Source organism: Paenibacillus mesophilus (genome assembly GCF_005938385.1).
In the GTDB taxonomy this organism is placed as follows: domain Bacteria; phylum Bacillota; class Bacilli; order Paenibacillales; family NBRC-103111; genus Paenibacillus_AB; species Paenibacillus_AB mesophilus.
In genome coordinates this window covers 494,529-514,062 of record NZ_VCRA01000004.1, presented here as the reverse complement: position 1 = coordinate 514,062, position 19,534 = coordinate 494,529, and the positions used below count along the sequence as shown (strand labels likewise).

Here is a 19,534-nt window from a genome sequence, read left to right as displayed (position 1 = left end):
AGACACGATGCGGATTATGAAGGCCAATGAATTCAAGCTTGCTCGCGAAGTGGAATACGGCACTCCCGAGCAGAACAGAACCGTAGGAGACATTCTCGATCGCGTACGCACGGAAGGCGACGCCGCCGTGCTGCGGTTTACCGAGAACTTTGATAAAGTAAAGCTGGAGGCGAGCCAGCTCCGGGTTACGGAACAAGAAATAGCGGCCGCCTACGATCGCGTGGAGCCGCGTTTCATCGAGGCGCTGCGTCGGGCCGCGGCGAATATCCGCAGCTTTCACGAGAAGCAGAAGCGCAATTCGTGGATGGACGTGCAGGCGGACGGAACGACGCTGGGACAGATCATCCGTCCGCTGCGCCGCGTAGGTTTGTACGTGCCGGGAGGCAAGGCGGCTTATCCGTCCTCCGTGCTCATGAACGCTATTCCGGCTCAGGTAGCGGGAGTACCCGAGATCGTGATGGTCACGCCAGCGTCTACGGGCGGCAAGGAAGGAATCGATCCGTACATTTTGGTTGCAGCGGCCGAAGCAGGCATCCGGGAAATGTACAGAGTCGGAGGAGCTCAAGCCGTTGCAGCGCTCGCTTATGGGACGGCAACGATCCCTCCGGTCGATAAAATCGTCGGCCCGGGCAATATTTATGTAGCGCTGGCGAAACGGTATGTGTACGGCGTCGTCGATATCGACAGCATCGCAGGCCCGAGCGAAATTCTCGTGCTGGCGGACGACAGCGCGGACCCTTCTTACATCGCCGCAGACCTGCTGTCGCAAGCCGAGCATGACGAGATGGCTTCCTCCATCCTGGTCACGATCTCGCAGACGCTGGCCGAGGCGGTTCGGGCGGAAGTGGAGAGCCAGCTCGCGACGCTGCCTCGCAAAGAAATTGCGGAGAAGTCGATCCGGGAACGCGGCGCGATTCTGCTGGCGGAGAGCGAAGCCGAAGCGGTCGCCACCTCCAATCGGCTTGCTCCCGAGCATTTGGAGCTGCTCGTTCGGGAGCCGTTCGGCTGGCTCGGGCGGATCGAGAACGCCGGGGCGATCTTTCTCGGCCCCTACAGCACCGAGCCGGTCGGCGACTACTTCGCCGGTCCGAACCATATTCTGCCGACCAACGGTACGGCGCGGTTCTCGTCGCCGCTCAGCGTCGACGACTTCTTGAAGAAATCGAGCGTTATTCATTACAGCAAGGAAGCGCTGCTGCGGGACGGCGAGGACATTATGACGATGGCCAAGCACGAAGGGCTGGAAGCCCATGCGCGAGCGATCCAAGTCCGACTGGAAAAGGAAGGGAAGCGAACATGAGCGAAATGGCTAACCGGCCGGCCCGTACGGCCGGCATCGAGCGGAAAACGAACGAAACGAACATCAAGCTGTCGTTGAACGTGGACGGCACCGGCAAATCGGAACTAACGACAGACGTCCATTTTATGAATCATATGCTCGATTTGTTCACGAAGCACGGCCAGTTCGACCTTCGCGTCGAAGCCGAAGGAGATATCGAGATCGACGATCACCATACGACCGAAGATATCGGCATCTGTCTCGGTCAAGCGCTCCGCGAAGCGCTCGGCGACAAGCGTGGCATCAAACGGTACGCTAACGTGTTCGTACCGATGGACGAGGCGCTCGCGCAAGTGGCGATCGACATTAGCAACCGTCCTCACCTCGAATACCGGGCGGAATTCCCGTCGGCGCAGGTGGGCAGCTTCACGACCGAGCTCGTGCACGAATTTCTGTGGAAGTTCGCGTTGGAAGCGCGCATTACGCTTCATGTCATCGTCCATTACGGGCGTAATACGCACCATATGGTGGAGGCAATCTTCAAGGCGCTCGGCCGGGCATTGGACGAAGCGACTTCGATCGATCCGCGCGTACAGGGCGTTCCCTCCACGAAAGGAGTGCTCTAAAGCGTGATCGCCATCATCGATTACGGCATGGGGAATTTGCACAGCGTAAGCAAAGCCGTCGAGCGGCTTGGGTATGAAGCGCACGTAACATCGAATCCGGAAGAGATTATGGCCGCTCGCGGAGCGATCCTGCCCGGAGTCGGAGCGTTCGGGGACGCGATGGACAATTTGCGCGAGACCGGTTTGAAACAAACGGTATTGCAATATGCGGCGAGCGGCAAGCCGCTGCTCGGCATTTGCCTCGGGATGCAGCTGCTGTTCGCGGAGAGCGAGGAGCACGGACGCCATGAAGGGCTGAGCTTGCTTCCGGGCAAGGTGATCCGGTTCCGCGGGCCTTACAAGGTGCCGCATATGGGATGGAACAAGCTCTCGTTCCGCAAGCCTTCGCCGCTGCTGGAGGGGCTTATGGAAGGGTACGTCTACTTCGTTCATTCGTATCATGCGATTCCCGAGCAGACGGCCGATCTGTTGGCCACGACCGACTATTATCAAGCGGTTACCGCTATTGTCGGCCGCGACAACGTATACGGCATGCAGTTTCATCCGGAGAAAAGCGGCGAGCTGGGCATGCGGCTGCTGGAACGGTTTCTGACGCTGAGCAAATGAGGAACTTTAACGGAATCCGGGGCTTCGTGGACCGGCAAGTCCTGCTCGTCAGAGAGAAGGTTGGTACGTTATTCCGTTAAATTTCCTAAACGACGCGGGCTTACGCGTCAATTGAAGCGAACCGGGGGAGAAGTGTATGTTAGCGAAACGAATCATACCTTGTCTGGACGTTAAGGACGGGCGGGTCGTAAAAGGCGTAAATTTCGTCAATCTGCGCGATGCCGGAGATCCCGTCGAGCTGGCGGCCGCCTACGACAAGGAAGGGGCGGACGAGCTTGTCTTCCTGGACATATCGGCTTCGTTCGAAGGACGGGCGACGATGGTCGAGGTCGTGAAGAAAACGGCCGGTGAAATCACGATCCCGTTCACCGTTGGCGGAGGCATCTCAAGCGTCGACGATATGAAGCGGCTGCTTCGTGCGGGCGCGGACAAGATCGGCATCAATACCGCGGCCGTGAAAAATCCGCGCCTGGTAGCCGACGGAGCGGCCAAGTTCGGCTCCCAGTGCATCGTTGTGGCGATCGACGCCAAGTACAATGAAGCATGGGACGAATGGGAAGTATACACTCACGGCGGACGCAATGCGACCGGCATCAAGGCGCTCGAATGGGCGCAGCAGGTGGAAGGGCTCGGAGCGGGCGAAATATTGCTCACAAGCATGGACGCGGACGGGACGAAGGACGGCTTCGACCTGAAGCTGACGCGCGCGGTTTCGGAAAGCTTGGGCATTCCGGTCATCGCCTCGGGCGGCGCGGGACGGAAGGAGCATTTCTACGACGTGTTCACGCAAGGAAAAGCCGACGCCGGATTGGCCGCGACCATTTTCCACTATAAAGAAATGACGATAGAGGAAGTCAAACAAGATTTAAAAGGCAAAGGGGTGGAGATCCGATGAGCGGACTTACGTTCGAGCAGGTGGCGGAAGCGGTCAAATGGGACGGACAAGGACTCGTGCCGGCTATCGTTCAGGATGCGGTCAGCAAAGAGGTGCTCATGCTCGCCTATATGAACCGGGAATCGCTCAGGCTGACTGTCGAATCCGGGGAAACTTGGTTCTGGAGCCGTTCCCGTTCCGAGCTGTGGCATAAAGGCGCAACGAGCGGGCATATCCAGAAAGTACGCTCGCTCCGCTACGATTGCGACGGCGACACGCTGCTCGTCACGGTCGAGCAGACAGGTCCGGCTTGCCATACCGGCGCATATAGCTGCTTCTTCAATGAAATTGCCTCTTCTGAAGGAGCGGCAGGCGGATCGAATCAGCAAGCAGGACGGTTCGACATTCTCGAGAAGCTGGAGCATATCATTGCACAGCGAGATGCCGAGCGTCCGGAGGGAGCTTATACGACGTACTTGTTCGAGAAAGGCGTCGACAAAATATTGAAGAAGGTCGGAGAAGAAGCGGCCGAGGTCATTATCGCGGCCAAAAACCGCAGTCACGAGGAGCTTCGCTACGAGGCGAGCGACTTGATCTTTCATCTGATGGTGCTGCTGCGGGAACAGAAGCTGCCGCTCGACGACCTTCTCTCCGAGCTTGCCCGGCGCCATCTGAAGCAGAAAAGCGAATACGCGATCAGCGACTGATCCCGCGCTTAAGGGAGCAAGATCTGCCATGTCCCGGTCACCGGATAGAAGGCGGGTCTTTTTTTTCACAAAGCAACCTCCCCGACGAATCGATTACCCCCATGAAGCAGATCATATTCAGAACATTCGACAACATTCGCGTCAGGCCATCATGCCATGAAGAGGAGCAATGTTTATCCAACTGCTGGATAAAGGCTGCTGTAAAAGGCGGTCGTATCCCGTCGTCTGCTGGATATACCCGTCACTTTGTGACGAATTCATGAAAAGCGGGCGCGAATCCTTTTGAAAAAACATGTCGAGGGAGTATAATAAACTTGGACAACTTATAAAGCGTTCCCCAAGTCAAGTTAAGTTTCGTTGAACTATGCTGAGAGGCTTTAACCATTTTTAGGAGGTAACCATGTACAAGGACAATTGTAAAATTTTTTCCGGATCGTCCAATCCGAAGCTGGCGGAGCGCATTTGCGCCGAGTTGGGCATTCCGCTCGGGCAAATCAAGCTGTCCCGCTTTAAGAGCGGCGAGGTGTACTGCCTGTACGAAGAGTCGGTCCGCAACTGCGACGTCTTCCTGGTGCAGACTTTCTCGCATCCGATCAACGACCACTTCGTAGAGCTTCTCGTCATGATCGATGCGGCCAAGAGGGCATCCGCGAGAACGATCAACCTTGTCATCCCGTACTATGGTTATTCCAGACAGGAACGCAAAGCCGCCCCGCGCGAACCGATTTCCGCCAAGCTCGTAGCCGATTTGCTTACGACGGCAGGGGCTAACAGCATTTTAACGGTAGATTTACACGCGCCCGCCATCCAAGGGTTCTTCAACATACCGGTTAACCATATGACTTCGCTCGATCTGATCAGCGACTATATCCGCAACAAAAAAATAAAAAATCCGGTCGTCGTCTCGCCGGATGCCGGACGCGCCACCACGGCGGAAAACTTGGCCAACATCCTGAACGCGCCTTTTGCGATTATGATCAAGAAGCGCCATGCGCACAACGAAGCGACGATCACCCACGTCATCGGCGACGTGGAAGGCCGCACTCCGATCATTATCGAAGACATGATCGATACGGGGAATACGATCGTCAAAGTTGTGGAAGGGCTAAAGGAAAGAGGGGCCGAAGACAGCTTCGTCTGCGCGACCCATCCGGTGTTCTCCGGACCGGCTCTGCAGCGTCTCGACCATCCGAATATCCAGGAGGTCGTCATTACCGACTCGATCGCGCTGCCGAACGGCCACCCGGAACGGTTCAAAGTATTGTCTCTCGCTCATCTGTTCTCGGATGCGATCCGCATCATCATCGACGGCGGTTCGATCAGCACGCTGTTCAAATACGGCGGCGTATAAGCCGGGCTGTCTTTCAACCGCTTCGGTCTCCGGCGGCCGCGCATCGCGATATTGCCGTACAGCAGCAGGAGCTGCCGCGTATTTTCCGGACAAGATGGGATGTTTTACTGGACGCGGCATCACGTAACAGCTCCTAGGTAATCGAAACGATGTGTGATATACTCTGAGGTAAGTATAGTTGCCGGAGGTGCCTGAAGCATGGCAAAGAAAAAGCATGTGGCCAAGACGAAGAAACGCAACGTCATCACGGTCCAGATGGATGCCACGTTCTTTTTCGAGAGAGCCGTCCATTCGTTGGACCGAAACCGCTACGATAAGGCGCTGAAATATTTCCGCCGGGCCGTCGAGTTCGAGCCGGACAATCCGGTCAACCATTGCAACCTGGCAGGCGTTCTGTCGGAAACGGGAAATTACGAAGAGTCGAACCGCATACTGCAGCAAATCGTCGAGCAAATCGATCCGACCATGACCGAATGTTATTTCTATATGGCCAACAATTACGCCAATATGGAAAATTATGAGGCGGCGGAAGAAGCGCTCGTTTACTATTTGGAGCACGATCCGAACGGCCATTTTCTCGAGGAATCGGAAGAAATGATGGAACTGCTCGGCTATGAGCTCGAGCGCCCGACCAAGCTGACCTCGATCAAGAGCCGCGAAGGATTGTTCGAGCACGACAAGGCCCGTACGCTGCTGGAGGAAGGGAAGTTTTCGGAAGCGGTGCGGATTTTGGAGAAGCTGGTCAAGAAGTCTCCCGACTTTTTGGCAGCCCGTAACAATTTGGCGCTGGCCTATTACTATATGGGCTTGTTCGACAAAGCGCTGGCTACGATCCGGCAGGTGCTGGAGCTGGAGCCGGGCAATTTGCATGCCCTCTGCAATCTGGCGATATTCCATCAGCACAACGGCGATCAGGAGCAGCTTAACGAACTGCTTCTCAGCTTGCGCAAGACGTATCCGATGCATTACGATCACATTTTCAAGCTTGCGACGACGATGGGCATCTTGTCGGAACACGAGACGGCGTACCGGCTGTTTCGCCGTTTGCTGAAAACGGGCGAGTCCGGGCTTGACCCTTGCCTTTACCACTATACCGCGGTGGCGGCCTGCAATATCGGCAAATACGCCGAGGCCGAGAAGCTGTGGCGTACGGTCGAGAAGCTCGATCCCGGGACGGATATTCCCCGCTACTACTTGGAGCAGATGAAGGAAGCGGAGAACGGGAACAAGAAGGCGCTCGGCTACCATTATCATTTGCCGTTTGAAGAGCAGTTCCGCGTACTGGAGAAAGCCGCCGACGGCATCCCGGATCATATGAAGCGCGATCCGCTCGTTCGCTCTTCGTTTTTCTGGGCGCTCCGTCATGGAGACGTCGAGACGAAGCTGCAGGTGATCCAAGCGTTCGGCATTATCGCCGATAGCGAGGTGGAGGACGCGCTTCGGGAATTTTTGCTCGATCCGGAGGAAGACGAGTATTTGAAGAAGGTCGCCATATTCGTTTTGCGCAGCATGCGGGCGAAGGAACCGATCTACGTCAATCTGGACGGGAGAGAAACTCCTCTTGCCTCTTCGCCGTGGTCGCCGAATTTGCCGATTTGGAAAGACAAATGGCAGGAAGTGATGGAAGCCGCGCTTCACAAAATGGATAAACGGTACGACATGATCCAGCAGCACGATTTGGAGACGTTATGGGTGGAGTTTCTGACCCGCGTGTACCCGGACGCGCCCAAGATCGGCAAGGTGGAAGGCTGGGCTGCGGCGCTGGAATATTTGACCGCCAAAATGCACCGCCGCGAAATTTCGTATCACGAAGTGTCGCTTCGTTACGGCATCTCGGTGACGACGGTCAGCAAAAACGTTAAAATCATCGATCGGGCATGCGGCTTGAAGGAAAAAATGGACGCGATTTTTCCGAAGCTGTCGAGCTCGGAACCGTTCTAAATAAGAATGTAAGCTGGAGACAGAAGGAGGAAGCAGCATGTACAAAACGATTGTAGTAGGCACAGGCCCTGCGGGACTGACGGCTGCCATCTACTTGGCACGCGCCAACCTGAACCCGCTCGTCATCGAGGGACCGGAACCGGGCGGACAATTGACGACGACGACGGAAGTGGAAAACTTCCCCGGCTTTCCGGAAGGGATCATGGGTCCGGAGCTGATGGACAATATGCGCAAGCAGGCGGAACGGTTCGGCGCGCAATTCCGCACCGGCTGGGTGAACGAAGTCGATTTGTCGAAACGTCCGTTTACGCTTAAAATCGAGGGCGGCGAAGAGCTCGTAACGGAAACGCTGATCATTTCGACAGGCGCCTCCGCCAAGCTGCTCGGGATCGAGAACGAGAAGGACAATATCGGACGCGGCGTCAGCACATGCGCTACATGCGACGGCTTCTTCTTCCGCAACAAAAAAATTATCGTCGTCGGCGGCGGAGATTCGGCGATGGAGGAAGCGAATTTCTTGACCCGATTCGCGACCGAAGTACGCGTCGTACACCGCCGCAACGAGCTGCGCGCCTCGAAGATCATGCAGGACCGCGCGCGGGAAAACCCGAAAATTACTTGGAGCTTGAACAAGGCGCCGGTAGGAGTCGTAGCCGGAGAGAAAGGCGTTACGGGCTTGAAGGTGAAGGACGGCGATACCGGCGAGGAAGAAGTTATCGAAACGAACGGTATTTTCGTTGCCATCGGACATACGCCGAATACGGGCTTCCTGAAGGGCCAACTGAAAACCGACGAGCTCGGTTATTTGGTCGTCAATCCGGGAACGTCCGAGACGAACGTTCCGGGCGTGTTCGCTTGCGGGGACGTACAGGATCACAAATACCGTCAAGCGATTACGGCAGCCGGCAGCGGTTGTATGGCGGCGCTCGATTGCGAGAAGTTTTTGGAAGGGCACTCCGTACACGATTGGAGCGTCTCGCTTTAAATAGAACGGGTCGAAGGAGAACCTCGTGTTCTCCTTTTCCTTTTTGCTTCAAATTTTGCCTCTCAGAAGAGGGACAATACCGTTAGGGCCGCGGTTTTATGCCATTTTGGAAAAGCCCGGCATCACTTGACCTTCCCGGTACGTTGGCTTATAGTTGGAACAGTAGAATACATTTTCGGTTGAGGTGACATGGGGTAATGTCGGAGAAGATTTATATCGGCGTCGATTTGGGCGGCACCAGTATCAAGGTGGGCATTTGCGACGAGCAAGGAAGTCTGCTGCATACGTATGAAGGCCCGACGGGGACTGAAGACGGGGCGGAAGCGGTGCTCGACCGCATCGCGCAGTACGTGAGAAAAATCGTGTCCGACTCGACATACCAGTGGGAGCAAGTGGCCGGGGTGGGAGCCGGAATCGCCGGATTCCTGGACCTGGCTAACGGAACGGTGCTGCTAGCTCCGAATTTGGGATGGAAAGATGTCGCCGTGAAGCAAGAACTCGAGTCGCGTCTCGGACTGCCGGTCGCGATCGACAACGACGCCAACGTCGCCGCGCTCGGGGAAGCGTGGAGCGGCGCCGGTGCCGGACTCAAAAATATTGTAGCTTTCACGCTCGGAACGGGCGTCGGCGGAGGCATTATCGTAGACGGCCGGATTTATCAAGGCTTCCGCGGTATGGCCGGGGAGCTCGGCCACATCAAGGTCGTTCCGGATCTCGAAGCGATTCAATGCGGCTGCGGCCAGCTGGGCTGCGTGGAAACGGTTGCGTCCGCTACCGGCATCATCCGGATGGCCAAGGATGCCGTTCAGCGCGGAGAGGCCACCTCGTTGTCGTTGAACGAGACGATTACGGCCAAGGACGTATTCGACGCGGCGAAAGACGGGGACGAAGTAGCGATTCGCATCGTGAAGAGAGCTTCCTATTATTTGGGCAAGTCGATGGCGGCGGTAGCGGTCGTCCTGAACCCACAGCGATTTGTGATCGGCGGCGGCGTATCTCGCGCCGGAGATATTTTGTTCGACGAAATTCGCAAAGTATATGCGCAGAACGTGCCTGAGGTGTTCACGCAAGGGGTCGACATCGTGCCGGCCAAGCTTGGCAATAACGCGGGAGTTGTCGGAGCAGCCGGATTAAATTTGATGCAGCGCTCATAAAATCAAGTAAGAAGCAAATGTCCGGACCGCCGACAGTCTCAAGCGATGGGAGGGAACGCGCATGGAGGACAGCACGAACGTGGCGAGGCTGGTCATCATCACGGGAATGTCGGGAGCGGGCAAAACAATCGCGGTACAAAGCCTGGAGGATCTTGGTTTTTTTTGCGTCGATAATTTGCCTCCCGTGCTCATTCCGAAGTTTGCGGAGCTGATCGACCAATCGAAGGGCCGGATCGGGAAAGTCGCGCTAGTTATCGATCTGCGTGGGCGTGAATTTTTTACAGCTCTGTCGGAATCGCTTCGAACGATTAAGGAAAACTATACGTTAACGTACGAAATCTTGTTCCTGGATGCGACCGATTCGACTCTCGTTCAACGATACAAGGAGAGCCGGCGCCGCCACCCGCTTGCCCCCGAGGGATTGCCCCTAGACGGGATCCATTTGGAACGCAAGCTGCTCGAAGAGCTGAAGGGAATGGCGACCCAGGTTATCGATACGAGCAGCCTGAAGCCGGCGGAGCTAAAGGAGCGGATCGTTTCCCGTTTTACGAGTATAGGCAAAGGAAGCATCTCCGTGAACGTCATCTCGTTCGGCTTCAAGTATGGAGTTCCCATCGACGCCGATCTCATCTTCGATGTCCGGTTTTTGCCGAATCCGCATTACGTGGAGCAGCTTAGGCCGAATACGGGCCTTGATCCGGACGTTTATGATTATGTGATGAAATGGAACGAGACGAAAGAGTTTCTGACCAAGCTGATCGACATGCTCCAGTTTCTTATCCCGCAATATGCGAAGGAAGGCAAAAGCCAAGTCGTCGTCGGCATCGGCTGCACGGGCGGCAAGCACCGCTCTGTCGCCATCGCCGAATATTTGGGCAAAATGTTAGGCAACAGCGAAACCGAGACCGTGCGGGTAAGCCACCGGGACGCCGATCGCGATCGCCGTCCCGAGGTGAGCCGATGAGCGCGGACAACAATGAAACCGATCTACCCCGCATCGTCGTCATCGGAGGAGGCACCGGCTTGTCCGTCATGCTGCGAGGCTTGAAGGAGAAGCCGCTGGACATTACGGCTATCGTGACCGTGGCCGACGACGGGGGGAGCTCGGGCGTGCTTCGCAGCGAGCTGCAAATTCCGCCGCCCGGCGATATTCGCAATGTGCTTATAGCGCTCGCCGATGTCGAGCCACTTTTGTCGCAAATGTTGCAGCACCGTTTCTCGAGCGGGGCCGGCCTTGCCGGACACAGTCTCGGCAATTTGATTTTGGCGGCGATGAAAGACATTACCGGCGATTTCGTAGCCGGGGTCAAGGCGCTCAGCCGGGTGCTCGCCGTCCGGGGAAGAGTGCTGCCCGCAAGCGACCATCAAATCATTTTGAAGGCGGAAATGATCGACGGTTCGATTGTGGAGGGCGAGTCGAATATTCCGAAGGCCGGAGGAAAAATTAAGCGTGTGTTCATCGAACCCGCCGACGTTTCTCCGCTTGACGAAGCCGTGGAAGCGATCCGCGAAGCCGATGCGATCTTGATCGGACCCGGCAGCCTGTATACGAGCATATTGCCGAATCTGCTCGTCCCGAAGCTGGCGGAGACGATCATGCAGTCAGAAGCGGTCAAAATATTCGTCTGCAACGTCATGACGCAGCCGGGCGAGACGGACAATTTTACGGTCAGCGATCATTTGCAGGCGGTCTACGATCATGTCGGCTATCATATGTTCGATTATGTCATTGTCAATAACGGAGAAATTCCTCCGCAAGTGCAGAGCAAATATGCCGAACAAGGCGCTAAAGCGGTTCACCTCGATATGGATGAGGTAACGAAGCTCGGGTACAAAGTTATCGCGGACCGGCTTGTCTTGTTCCGGACCTACTTGCGCCACGACGCGGAGAGGCTTAGCCATCATATTTTTCAACTAGTGGATAGCTGGATGGTTCGAAAGAGGTGACGGGGGATGTCTTTTGCGGCGCAAACGAAGAAAGAGCTAACGATGGTGGAAGGCGAGGAATGCTGCGAGAAAGCGGAGTTGGCGGCGCTGATCCGGATGAACGGAGCGGTGCAGCTGACCAATCAGCGTATCGTACTCGATATTTCCACCGAGAACGCAGCCATCGCCCGGCGCATCTATATGTTGATCAAAAAAAACTACAACCTGCACACGGAGCTGTTAGTCCGCAAAAAAATGCGGCTTAAAAAGAACAACGTCTATATCGTTCGGGTTCCGAATAAAGTGCAGGAAGTACTCGGAAGTTTGCATATCGTGTCCGAAGGGTTCCAATTTACGCCGGGTATCGATAAGCGGATCGTACGGGGGAATTGCTGCAAACGCGCTTACTTGCGCGGGGCTTTCATGGCCGGAGGATCGGTCAACAATCCCGAGGGCTCTTCCTACCATCTGGAGATCGCCTCCATGTACGAGGAGCATTGCCATGCCCTATGCCAATTGGCCAACCGGTTCCAGTTGAACGCCCGGTGCATCGAGCGGAAGAAGGGCTACGTCTTCTACATGAAGGAAGGCGAGAAAATTATCCAGTTTCTGAACCTGATCGGCGCGCACCAGGCGCTGCTGCGGTTCGAGGATGTCCGCATCATGAAGGACATGCGCAACTCCGTCAACCGGATCGTCAATTGCGAGACGGCCAACCTGAACAAGACGATTGGCGCGGCCGTGCGGCAAATCGAGAACATCCGGTATTTGCAGAAGGAATTCGGGCTCGACAATTTGCCGGAGAAGCTGCGGGAAGTGGCGGAAATCCGCCTGCTGCATCCGGACATGAATCTGAAGGAAGTGGGAGAGCTGCTGAAGGGCAGCGTCAGCAAGTCCGGAGTGAATCACCGGCTCCGCAAGCTGGACGATCTGGCCGAAAAATTGAGGAATTCCTGAATGTTCGGAAATAGCGGGTTCGTCTCCTTTAACTGTCCGATGATAAATGATATAATATGTAAATAATTGATTTTCTGAACGTTGACCATAAGGTAGGGGGTATCGTTTGATGACCAGACGTCCAGCAGTCGTAAGACTGAGAACGGGATTGCATGCAAGACCGGCCGCACTGTTCGTGCAGGAAGCGAATAAGTTTTCGTCGGAGATTTTCGTCGAGAAGGACGATAAAAAAGTTAATGCCAAAAGTATTATGGGCATTATGAGCCTCGCGATCAGCTCGGGAACCGAAGTTTACATTAGTGCCGAAGGTTCGGACGCAGAGCAGGCTGTAACCGCTTTAGTCGCCTTGGTCGGCAAAGAGGAACTGGAGAACCAATAAGGAACTATCTCGTAAGGTAATTACGCGATAGTTCCCGAGAAAGCGAATATCCGCTTGACGGATGACCGTTCAAGCGTCACGAAGCTTCCTTTCGCGAGGAAGCTTTTTGTGTTGCTCCGCGCGGAAATATGCAACCTTTTACCCAGATGGGCGTCTAATGTTTCGACAGGCAAATGCCAAGTATAGATAGAGTGGAGAGAACGCATGATTACGAAAGGACTAAGGAGATGGGCGGCGCTTGCGATGCTGTTCGCGCTTATGATCGCGACGGTCGTACCGGCATCGGGCGCAGGGGTCGGGACAACGACGATGAACATCTGGTTGAACGAAGATGAGCCGATCGCTTACGTAGACGGCAAGAAAATCGATCTGGACACCCCGGGCGTATTGAAAGACGGAAGCAACCGGTTCGTTCCGATCAAGTTTCTGGGCGACCAGATGGGCATCGAGCTCAAGTTCAACGACAAGACGAAGCGGACGGAAATCGGAACTTCGCGGGCCAAAATCGAGATCGATGCGGTCAATAAGTCGGTATTCATCAACGGCGTTTATTTGACCTTCGACTCCGTGGCGCGTACGTTCAACGACAAGCTGATGGTGAAGGAAAGCTGGCTGTACGATTTTCTGGGGGCCAAATACGAATTCAATGCCGAGAAGAAGAGACTCGAGGTGACCTACGTCAAGAAGCCTCCGTCACGCGTCGACGAGAAAGGGAACTCCCGCCCGGTAGCGAGATTTACGTTCGGCAAGCCGACTTACATGATCGGCGAACCGGTCCAATATATCGATCTCAGCTACGATCCCGACGCCGAAGGGCTGCAATACGAATGGACAGGCAAGGAGGAAGCTTTCTTCTGGCCGGGCAAATATTTAGTCACGTTAAGAGTCAAGGATGGCCAAGGACTTATCAGCGATACGTATTCCCGTTACATCGAAGTGTCGGACAAAATCGTTTACAAGTCTCCGATGGCGTTCAAAATCAATACATATCCGCTTCAGTCGTTAATCAAGACGAACTGGACGGAAGTGTACGCGTATTTCAACGATTTGCCGGCGTTCAAGAAAACGGTGACCGAAGACCGTTCCCGCAAGCTGCTCGTCAGCGACAGTCCGGAAACGTTCGAGGAGAAGGGCATCTTCTATGCCGACACGGTGAACGGCAAAGCGCGGCTGTATGCGGATCACGTCAATGGGATGAAGGAGAAGGTTCAGTTCGTCATTATGGCGACGAATTCGGGCAAGAAACCGGTCACGATCAAGACAACGAATAAAGGCGAAGTGTATCCATCCATATACGCCAATTTGATCGGCCATGAGGCATCCGTCGAATTTTTGCTGGGCGACGCTCCCAAAGGGGAAATCGTGGTTCCGCCGGGCGAGTCGCGGACGTATGTGCAAATGCCGGACTTCTTGCCGGGGCAAGGCGTGAACGTCATTTATGACGTGGAGACGGACGGTCCGGTGGATTTTGCGTTTATGGCTATGGATGCAAGCATCGAGACGCCGATCTCGATGTACCCGCTGCTGTACAAGCAGCTGCCCAACGATCAGCATATCCGGGGCACGTTCCCGATCACGGAGAAGCGATGGGACATTGACGCCAGCTGGTTTACGGAATCGACCCGTCTCATTTTCGGAGACAACGAGTACGATCAATGGCAGATCGGTTATGACCCTACCCGCAAAAAAGAAGTGACGGATGACGGCAACTACGGCGTAGTTTACAAAATCCACTCGGAGAAGCCCCGGAAAATGGCGATCCTGCTCCAAGCCCGCGGCGGTCCGTTCAAAGGCCCGTTCAAAATCAACGGCGAGTTCGTGCTGGCACCGACCTCCGGCGTTATCACGGCGTTCGAAACCGTGCAGCTGCTCGCGCGCACGACCGGCAAGGAGCCGTCGCTCGATATCGAGTTCACGCCGCCTGCGGGCTCAGCGTTCCCGATTAATTTGATCTTCTATCCGCTCGATTAGAATGGCTTGACACCAAAAAACCTTCACCCACTTTTTAGTGGAGTGAAGGTTTTTTCGCTGCTTGGCCGTTTATTTGCTAAGCTCTTCCTGAACTTTTTTGTTGGAAGCTTCATCGGCCGATCGCAGTGCGGTATTGACATCCTTCTTGCCCAAAATAATATCGTTGAAGGCGGTCAGCAAGTTCGACTCGGCGATGCTATTGAAGCGAGTAATCGGCACGGCCGGAGCGAACGAGGCCGGCAGCATCGCTTTAACATTTTTACCTTTATACAAGTCGGATTCTTGGCCGAACGATTTGCGCAGAGTCTCGCTCTTGAGCGCGGATACGAATTCGCCGCGCTTCACTCCCGGCAATTGGAACGATTCGGATGCCAAGTATGCGATTGCTTGGAACGCCGCGTCCTTTTCCTTGCTTATGCTCGTCAGCCAGAAGGCGTTCGGGTACGGCTGCGGACCTACGCCGGGCTTCTGCTTGTCGACCGGAAACGAAGCGATATCCCAGTTCAGGTCGGCCAGCTCCTGCGCCGTATGCTGCGTGCTGACGGGCAGCCACATGGCGACCGACTTCTCCTGAATGAACTTATTCCGCTTGTTGGTAACGAAGGTCAGATTGGCGTCCATCTTGTAGCCGGGAATTTCGTAGAAGCGGACGATGTTGTTCATGAATGCTTTCCAATTGTCGTTATCCAAGGTCGCTTTATTGGTAGCCGGATCTACGGTCCGGTAGGAAAGCTGGTTCAGCCTGGCCAAATGGGAGATCGAAGCGAAGAAGCCGCGGTACTGCACTCCTCCTTCTTCCCGGGTAAGCTGCTTGGCCAATGTGTAAAGCTCATCCCACGTCATGCCGTCCTTGGGATAAGCGACGCCGAATTTATTGAAAATATCTTTATTGTAATACAGCGGCGACGGGGACATGAAGACCGGCAGCCCGTACATGCCGCCGTTTGCAAGCTGCTTCAACTGATCCACGGCCATCGGCTCGATTTGATTCAAATCGTACTTGTACTTTTGAATTAGTGGAGTAATGTCGTACTGTAGATTGTATTGAAGCACGTTGTTGTATACCAAGCCGGTCGAGCTGAAAATGACGTCCAGCTGTTGCCCGGCCGTGATCATTTCCTGCACCTTCTTCCCGTTCGTATAGGGGACGAACGTAGGGGTAATATGCGGAAATTTCTTCTTGATCGGCTCGCCGATTTCCCTTTGAAACCGTTCTGCCGGCCAGTCGCCTCCCCCGTCATAGAATACGAGCTCGACCGGCTTCGGCGGAGTTTGTTCGGGCGATTGCGCTTGCTTGGAGTCCCCGTCCTTCGTACCCGCACCGCCGCCAGCCCCCGACCCGCAGGCGGTTGTCAGCAAGACCGCGGTTGCCGCCAAAATGACGCCCCATCCTTGTTTTTTTAATTTGGCCAACTGTGCTCACCTCGTCTTTAATTTGCAAACGATGGAAATCGGTCGCATGAGTAACTATAGCACAGATTATTTTGGGCGAATTGATCGGCATTGCGGCAATTCAACGGCGATTTGATTGAAGTTGCGGTTTCTGCGGTACGACGAAAAAGAGCCGCCCGATTCGAGCGACCGAAGCGGTCAATATCGCAATCCGAATCAAATGGCAGCCGTCATTAGCGAAATCAGGATCAAACGGAACCGCCGCCGATGTGCTACATTTGGGGAGAACCATATCCCCATCCAACCAAAGGGGTGAAGCCAACGGGGCAACCTCGCCGCCTGTCCGGTTCTGTTGTATAATGATTCCAATAAACATCCGCTTCTCGGCTTGACGATCGTTATGCAGAATTTATGCCCGGTTCAGGGAAGGAGAGCCCGACCAGATGAATCCACGACATCCTTATCGTGTATTGACGGACTATTACTACAACTGGAGAGGGTTGAAGAACGGCTTGTCCTTTTTCCACACGCATCCGCAATACGAAATTTACTATTTCCACAGCGGCGACTGCGACTACATGTTGGGGGAGCGGATCATCCGTCTTGCGCCCGGCGATCTGATTATTATGAACGGCATGACGCCCCATGGTCCAAAAGTATACGAGCCGTCCGAGTACGTTCGCACGATGTTTTCGTTCGACCCGTATTTGGTGCAAATTTTCGATGCGAATTTGCGTTCCTGCGATCCGTTGAAGCCGTTTAATGTGCTTAAAAATCATCACTTCCGTCTATCGCCCGAAGCGAAGGAGGAATGTGAGGACATTTTGGAGCGAATCAACCGGTTCTACTATCGGAATGACATTGTCCATTACAACCGCTTCCTGATGGCGTTCTACGACCTGCTCATGTTCATCCTTGTTCAAGGCCGCTCGGTCATCGAGGAGAAGCGGAGCAGCGATTCGGAGCGGGAGCAGTATGTGGAGAGGCTGATCGGCTTCATCGATCTGCATTTCATGGAAGATTTGAAGCTGGACGATCTCGTCAAAGAAGTTCACATCAGCAAGTTTCATTTGATGAAATTGTTTCGCGAAGCGACGGGTAAAACGATAACCGACTATTTATACGAACGGCGCATCAATCAGGCGAAAATTTTGTTTCTGTACGAAAAGGAAGTTTCCGTGACCCAGGTGTGCTATGAAGTCGGGTTCAAGCATTTGGCCCATTTCAGCCGGCTATTCAAAAAGCAGGTCGGGCATACGCCGGAAACGTACAAAAAACTGGCTCATTCGGCGGGCGGGCCGCTTCAACAGCGGAAATGACATTTCAAATTTGAAAGCGGTTTCCCTCCGGATAATCTGCAGATCGTTTCTAGCGAGGAGTGGATTACGATGAACGACAGGGAAAACTATGGGCGGCAGGACACCGCCCGAGATTTGACTAATCCCGGCAATCTCGATTGTGATGGCCGGCATAGCGATCCGAATCGGGGACGTGCGATCAGCCGGAGAAAGATGCTGGCCGCAATAGGGACAGCCGGCGTAGCATTCGCTGCGGGCGGGCTGCTCCAAGCGAGCGCGAGCGGTCCGGGACGGCATCTAGGGGTAAACGACTCGGTATATGGCCCAGGCAACCCGGGGCCGGACGAATGGTGCGCGCAGTGTGCGTCCATGGCGGAGCTGCGAGCTATGACGACGGCCCCGGATGCCGACCTGTACTATTTGACCGATCCCGGCAAGGAAGGATATTTCCGATACGATCCGGCAGATGCTTTGACATCCGATAATACAGGTACCATTCTTGTTTCGTTGTACGGTGCGCGGTTCAAAAGAATGCAAGTAAACGGCGTCTTTCCGGTCAACTGGTTCGGGGCTTCGGGCGACGGCATCCAGGACGACACCGCCGCTATACAGAAGGCGATCAACGCAGCGGCGGAAGTCGGCGGCGAAGCATTCCTCCCTCCGGGAACGTACCTTATAGCGTCCCGCTATACGTTTCAGACGCCGGGCTCTCTCGACTTCGGCTATGCCCTGCGTGTCCCCGCCAACGTTACGATTGCCGGGACGGCCGGCACGTCCGTGACGCAAGCGATTACGTACACGAATAGACGAGTTCTGTTTTATTTAGAGGGCTCTCATATTTCCATTCGGAGCTTGCGGATCGAGAATACGTATCCGATCTCGCCGGGAGGCAACTTATCCAGCATCGAATTCGGGGCCGGCGACGGGTTCGACGCTTCGCTGTCCGTCCATATCGAGAATGTTACGATCGAGAACGTTACCGTCTACCGTTCTTGGCACCCGGTCAAGTTCCATTTCTCGGACGGTTCGGGCAAGACGGCCCGGAACATTATCGTGCGAGGCGTCCGTTCTTACCATGACAAGACGGCGAAAAGCAGCGGAGGCATCAACTTTCGGTCGACTCCGAACGGTCGGATCAGCCGTGTTACGGTAGAGTCGTGCCATATACATGATCCGGTTACGTCCGCGGCAGTAGGTCTGTACGGCGTGCATGACGCAACCGTTACCGGCTGTTCCGTCACCGGGTCCGGGCCAAACGCGGCAGGCATCCAGATTGAAAATGGCGGGAAGCTGATCGCCGTTACGGGAAATACGTGCACCGATAACGTCAACGGCATATGGGTAGACGATTCGATCGATGTCACGATTACGGGAAACGCAATCACCGGCACCTCGAATGCAAAAGGAATACGCGTGACGCGTCAAGGCTATTCGGACGAGCCGAATAAGCTGACTACCGGAATCGTCATCGCCGGAAACAGCTTGAGAGGCTGCCGAATCGTAGCCGAAGAATTCGGCGCTTCGCCGGCCGGAGCCTTCGGCGCGATTACGGTGGCGAACAACGTGATTATCGGCGACGGCGCGAATGTGACTACCGCGATCCATATGTACAGGGTTCCGAATCTTACGGTTATAGGCAATACGGTGCTCGGTGCAGCAACCTATTCGTTATATTTCTCGACGTTGGCGGGCGATATGCTCATTGTGGCCATGAATATGACGGCAAAAGTCGGAAACGAAGCCTCTTCCGGCATGCGGGTGACCGGTGCGGCCGTCCATATGAACGTAGTCGGCAATATGTTCGCCAACGGATACGATTCATTGGGCGGGCAGGAAGGGGCGTCGGTCGCCAACAGCACGTTGAATGGACCTGTTACGTGGCTGTATGGGGGGACGGGCATTATGGCCGGCAGCGGCTCGCCCGAAGGCGTGCAGAGCGCGCCTGGCGGGTCCGTGTTCCTTCGCAGAGATGGCGGTTCCGCACAGACTTTGTATGTGAAAGAGAGCGGCAGCGGCTCTACCGGATGGGTGGGCAAATAGAGCGGCGGCGGCGCCTGCGGAAACGGCAAAGAAGCTTGAAGACCGGTG

The 19,534-nt window shown here is 55.1% G+C and carries 17 protein-coding genes; 16 read left to right on the top strand and 1 reads right to left on the bottom strand.

Annotated elements, in window-relative coordinates:
• Positions 1 to 7 precede the first annotated feature (7 nt).
• The 14 genes from hisD to FE783_RS09845 all read left to right on the top strand — a co-directional run bounded on the left by hisD (position 8) and on the right by FE783_RS09845 (position 14,756).
• Positions 8 to 1,300, top strand: a complete 1,293-nt coding sequence (gene hisD / locus FE783_RS09910) for a histidinol dehydrogenase (RefSeq protein ID WP_138879169.1) — start codon at positions 8 to 10, stop codon at positions 1,298 to 1,300.
• Complete coding sequence (hisB, locus tag FE783_RS09905) at positions 1,297 to 1,905, top strand: imidazoleglycerol-phosphate dehydratase HisB (protein WP_138879168.1); 609 nt, start codon at positions 1,297 to 1,299, stop codon at positions 1,903 to 1,905. The genes hisD and hisB overlap by 4 nt, the downstream gene beginning before the upstream one ends.
• 3 nt (positions 1,906 to 1,908) lie before the next feature.
• Positions 1,909 to 2,511 carry an imidazole glycerol phosphate synthase subunit HisH gene (gene hisH / locus FE783_RS09900; RefSeq protein WP_138879167.1) on the top strand — a complete coding sequence of 201 codons (603 nt, stop codon included), beginning with the start codon at positions 1,909 to 1,911 and terminating at the stop codon, positions 2,509 to 2,511.
• A gap of 136 nt (positions 2,512 to 2,647) precedes the next feature.
• Entirely contained in the window at positions 2,648 to 3,406 is a 759-nt protein-coding gene (hisF, locus tag FE783_RS09895; protein WP_138879166.1) for an imidazole glycerol phosphate synthase subunit HisF, read from the top strand.
• A complete protein-coding gene (gene hisIE, locus FE783_RS09890) occupies positions 3,403 to 4,092 on the top strand; it encodes a bifunctional phosphoribosyl-AMP cyclohydrolase/phosphoribosyl-ATP diphosphatase HisIE (protein WP_138879165.1) in 690 nt (229 codons plus the stop codon). Before hisF ends, hisIE begins: the two co-directional genes overlap by 4 nt.
• Positions 4,093 to 4,492: 400 nt before the next feature.
• On the top strand, positions 4,493 to 5,443 hold the full coding sequence (locus FE783_RS09885) for a ribose-phosphate diphosphokinase (protein WP_138879164.1): 951 nt from the start codon (positions 4,493 to 4,495) through the stop codon (positions 5,441 to 5,443).
• Between the two features lie 198 nt (positions 5,444 to 5,641).
• Positions 5,642 to 7,384 (top strand): tetratricopeptide repeat protein, encoded by a 1,743-nt coding sequence (locus FE783_RS09880; RefSeq protein WP_138879163.1) that lies wholly within the window; start codon positions 5,642 to 5,644, stop codon positions 7,382 to 7,384.
• Between the two features lie 37 nt (positions 7,385 to 7,421).
• Entirely contained in the window at positions 7,422 to 8,369 is a 948-nt protein-coding gene (gene trxB / locus FE783_RS09875; RefSeq protein ID WP_138879162.1) for a thioredoxin-disulfide reductase, read from the top strand.
• A 197-nt stretch (positions 8,370 to 8,566) separates the two neighbouring features.
• Positions 8,567 to 9,523, top strand: coding sequence for an ROK family glucokinase (locus FE783_RS09870; RefSeq protein WP_138879161.1), 957 nt, complete (start codon positions 8,567 to 8,569; stop codon positions 9,521 to 9,523).
• Between the two features lie 61 nt (positions 9,524 to 9,584).
• The gene (gene rapZ / locus FE783_RS09865) at positions 9,585 to 10,487 is read left to right on the top strand and encodes an RNase adapter RapZ (RefSeq protein WP_138879160.1); all 903 of its coding nucleotides are present in this window, start codon (positions 9,585 to 9,587) and stop codon (positions 10,485 to 10,487) included.
• Positions 10,484 to 11,470 carry a gluconeogenesis factor YvcK family protein gene (locus tag FE783_RS09860; RefSeq protein ID WP_138879159.1) on the top strand — a complete coding sequence of 329 codons (987 nt, stop codon included), beginning with the start codon at positions 10,484 to 10,486 and terminating at the stop codon, positions 11,468 to 11,470. The genes rapZ and FE783_RS09860 overlap by 4 nt, the downstream gene beginning before the upstream one ends.
• Positions 11,471 to 11,476: 6 nt before the next feature.
• Positions 11,477 to 12,406: a DNA-binding protein WhiA gene (whiA, locus tag FE783_RS09855; RefSeq protein ID WP_138879158.1), complete on the top strand. Its 930-nt coding sequence runs from the start codon at positions 11,477 to 11,479 to the stop codon at positions 12,404 to 12,406.
• Positions 12,407 to 12,515: 109 nt separating this feature from the next.
• Positions 12,516 to 12,785: an HPr family phosphocarrier protein gene (locus FE783_RS09850; protein WP_138879157.1), complete on the top strand. Its 270-nt coding sequence runs from the start codon at positions 12,516 to 12,518 to the stop codon at positions 12,783 to 12,785.
• 204 nt (positions 12,786 to 12,989) lie between these two features.
• Positions 12,990 to 14,756 (top strand): stalk domain-containing protein, encoded by a 1,767-nt coding sequence (locus FE783_RS09845; RefSeq protein ID WP_138879156.1) that lies wholly within the window; start codon positions 12,990 to 12,992, stop codon positions 14,754 to 14,756.
• A 69-nt stretch (positions 14,757 to 14,825) separates the two neighbouring features.
• On the opposite strand, the gene FE783_RS09840 is transcribed toward FE783_RS09845, so the two are convergent.
• The gene (locus tag FE783_RS09840) at positions 14,826 to 16,169 is read right to left on the bottom strand and encodes an ABC transporter substrate-binding protein (RefSeq protein ID WP_138879155.1); all 1,344 of its coding nucleotides are present in this window, start codon (positions 16,167 to 16,169) and stop codon (positions 14,826 to 14,828) included.
• Positions 16,170 to 16,591: 422 nt separating this feature from the next.
• On the opposite strand from FE783_RS09840, the gene FE783_RS09835 reads away from it, so the two are divergent.
• Positions 16,592 to 17,467, top strand: a complete 876-nt coding sequence (locus FE783_RS09835) for a helix-turn-helix transcriptional regulator (protein WP_138879154.1) — start codon at positions 16,592 to 16,594, stop codon at positions 17,465 to 17,467.
• A 69-nt stretch (positions 17,468 to 17,536) separates the two neighbouring features.
• On the top strand, positions 17,537 to 19,486 hold the full coding sequence (locus FE783_RS37960; protein ID WP_202916163.1) for a glycosyl hydrolase family 28-related protein: 1,950 nt from the start codon (positions 17,537 to 17,539) through the stop codon (positions 19,484 to 19,486).
• Positions 19,487 to 19,534 lie beyond the last annotated feature (48 nt).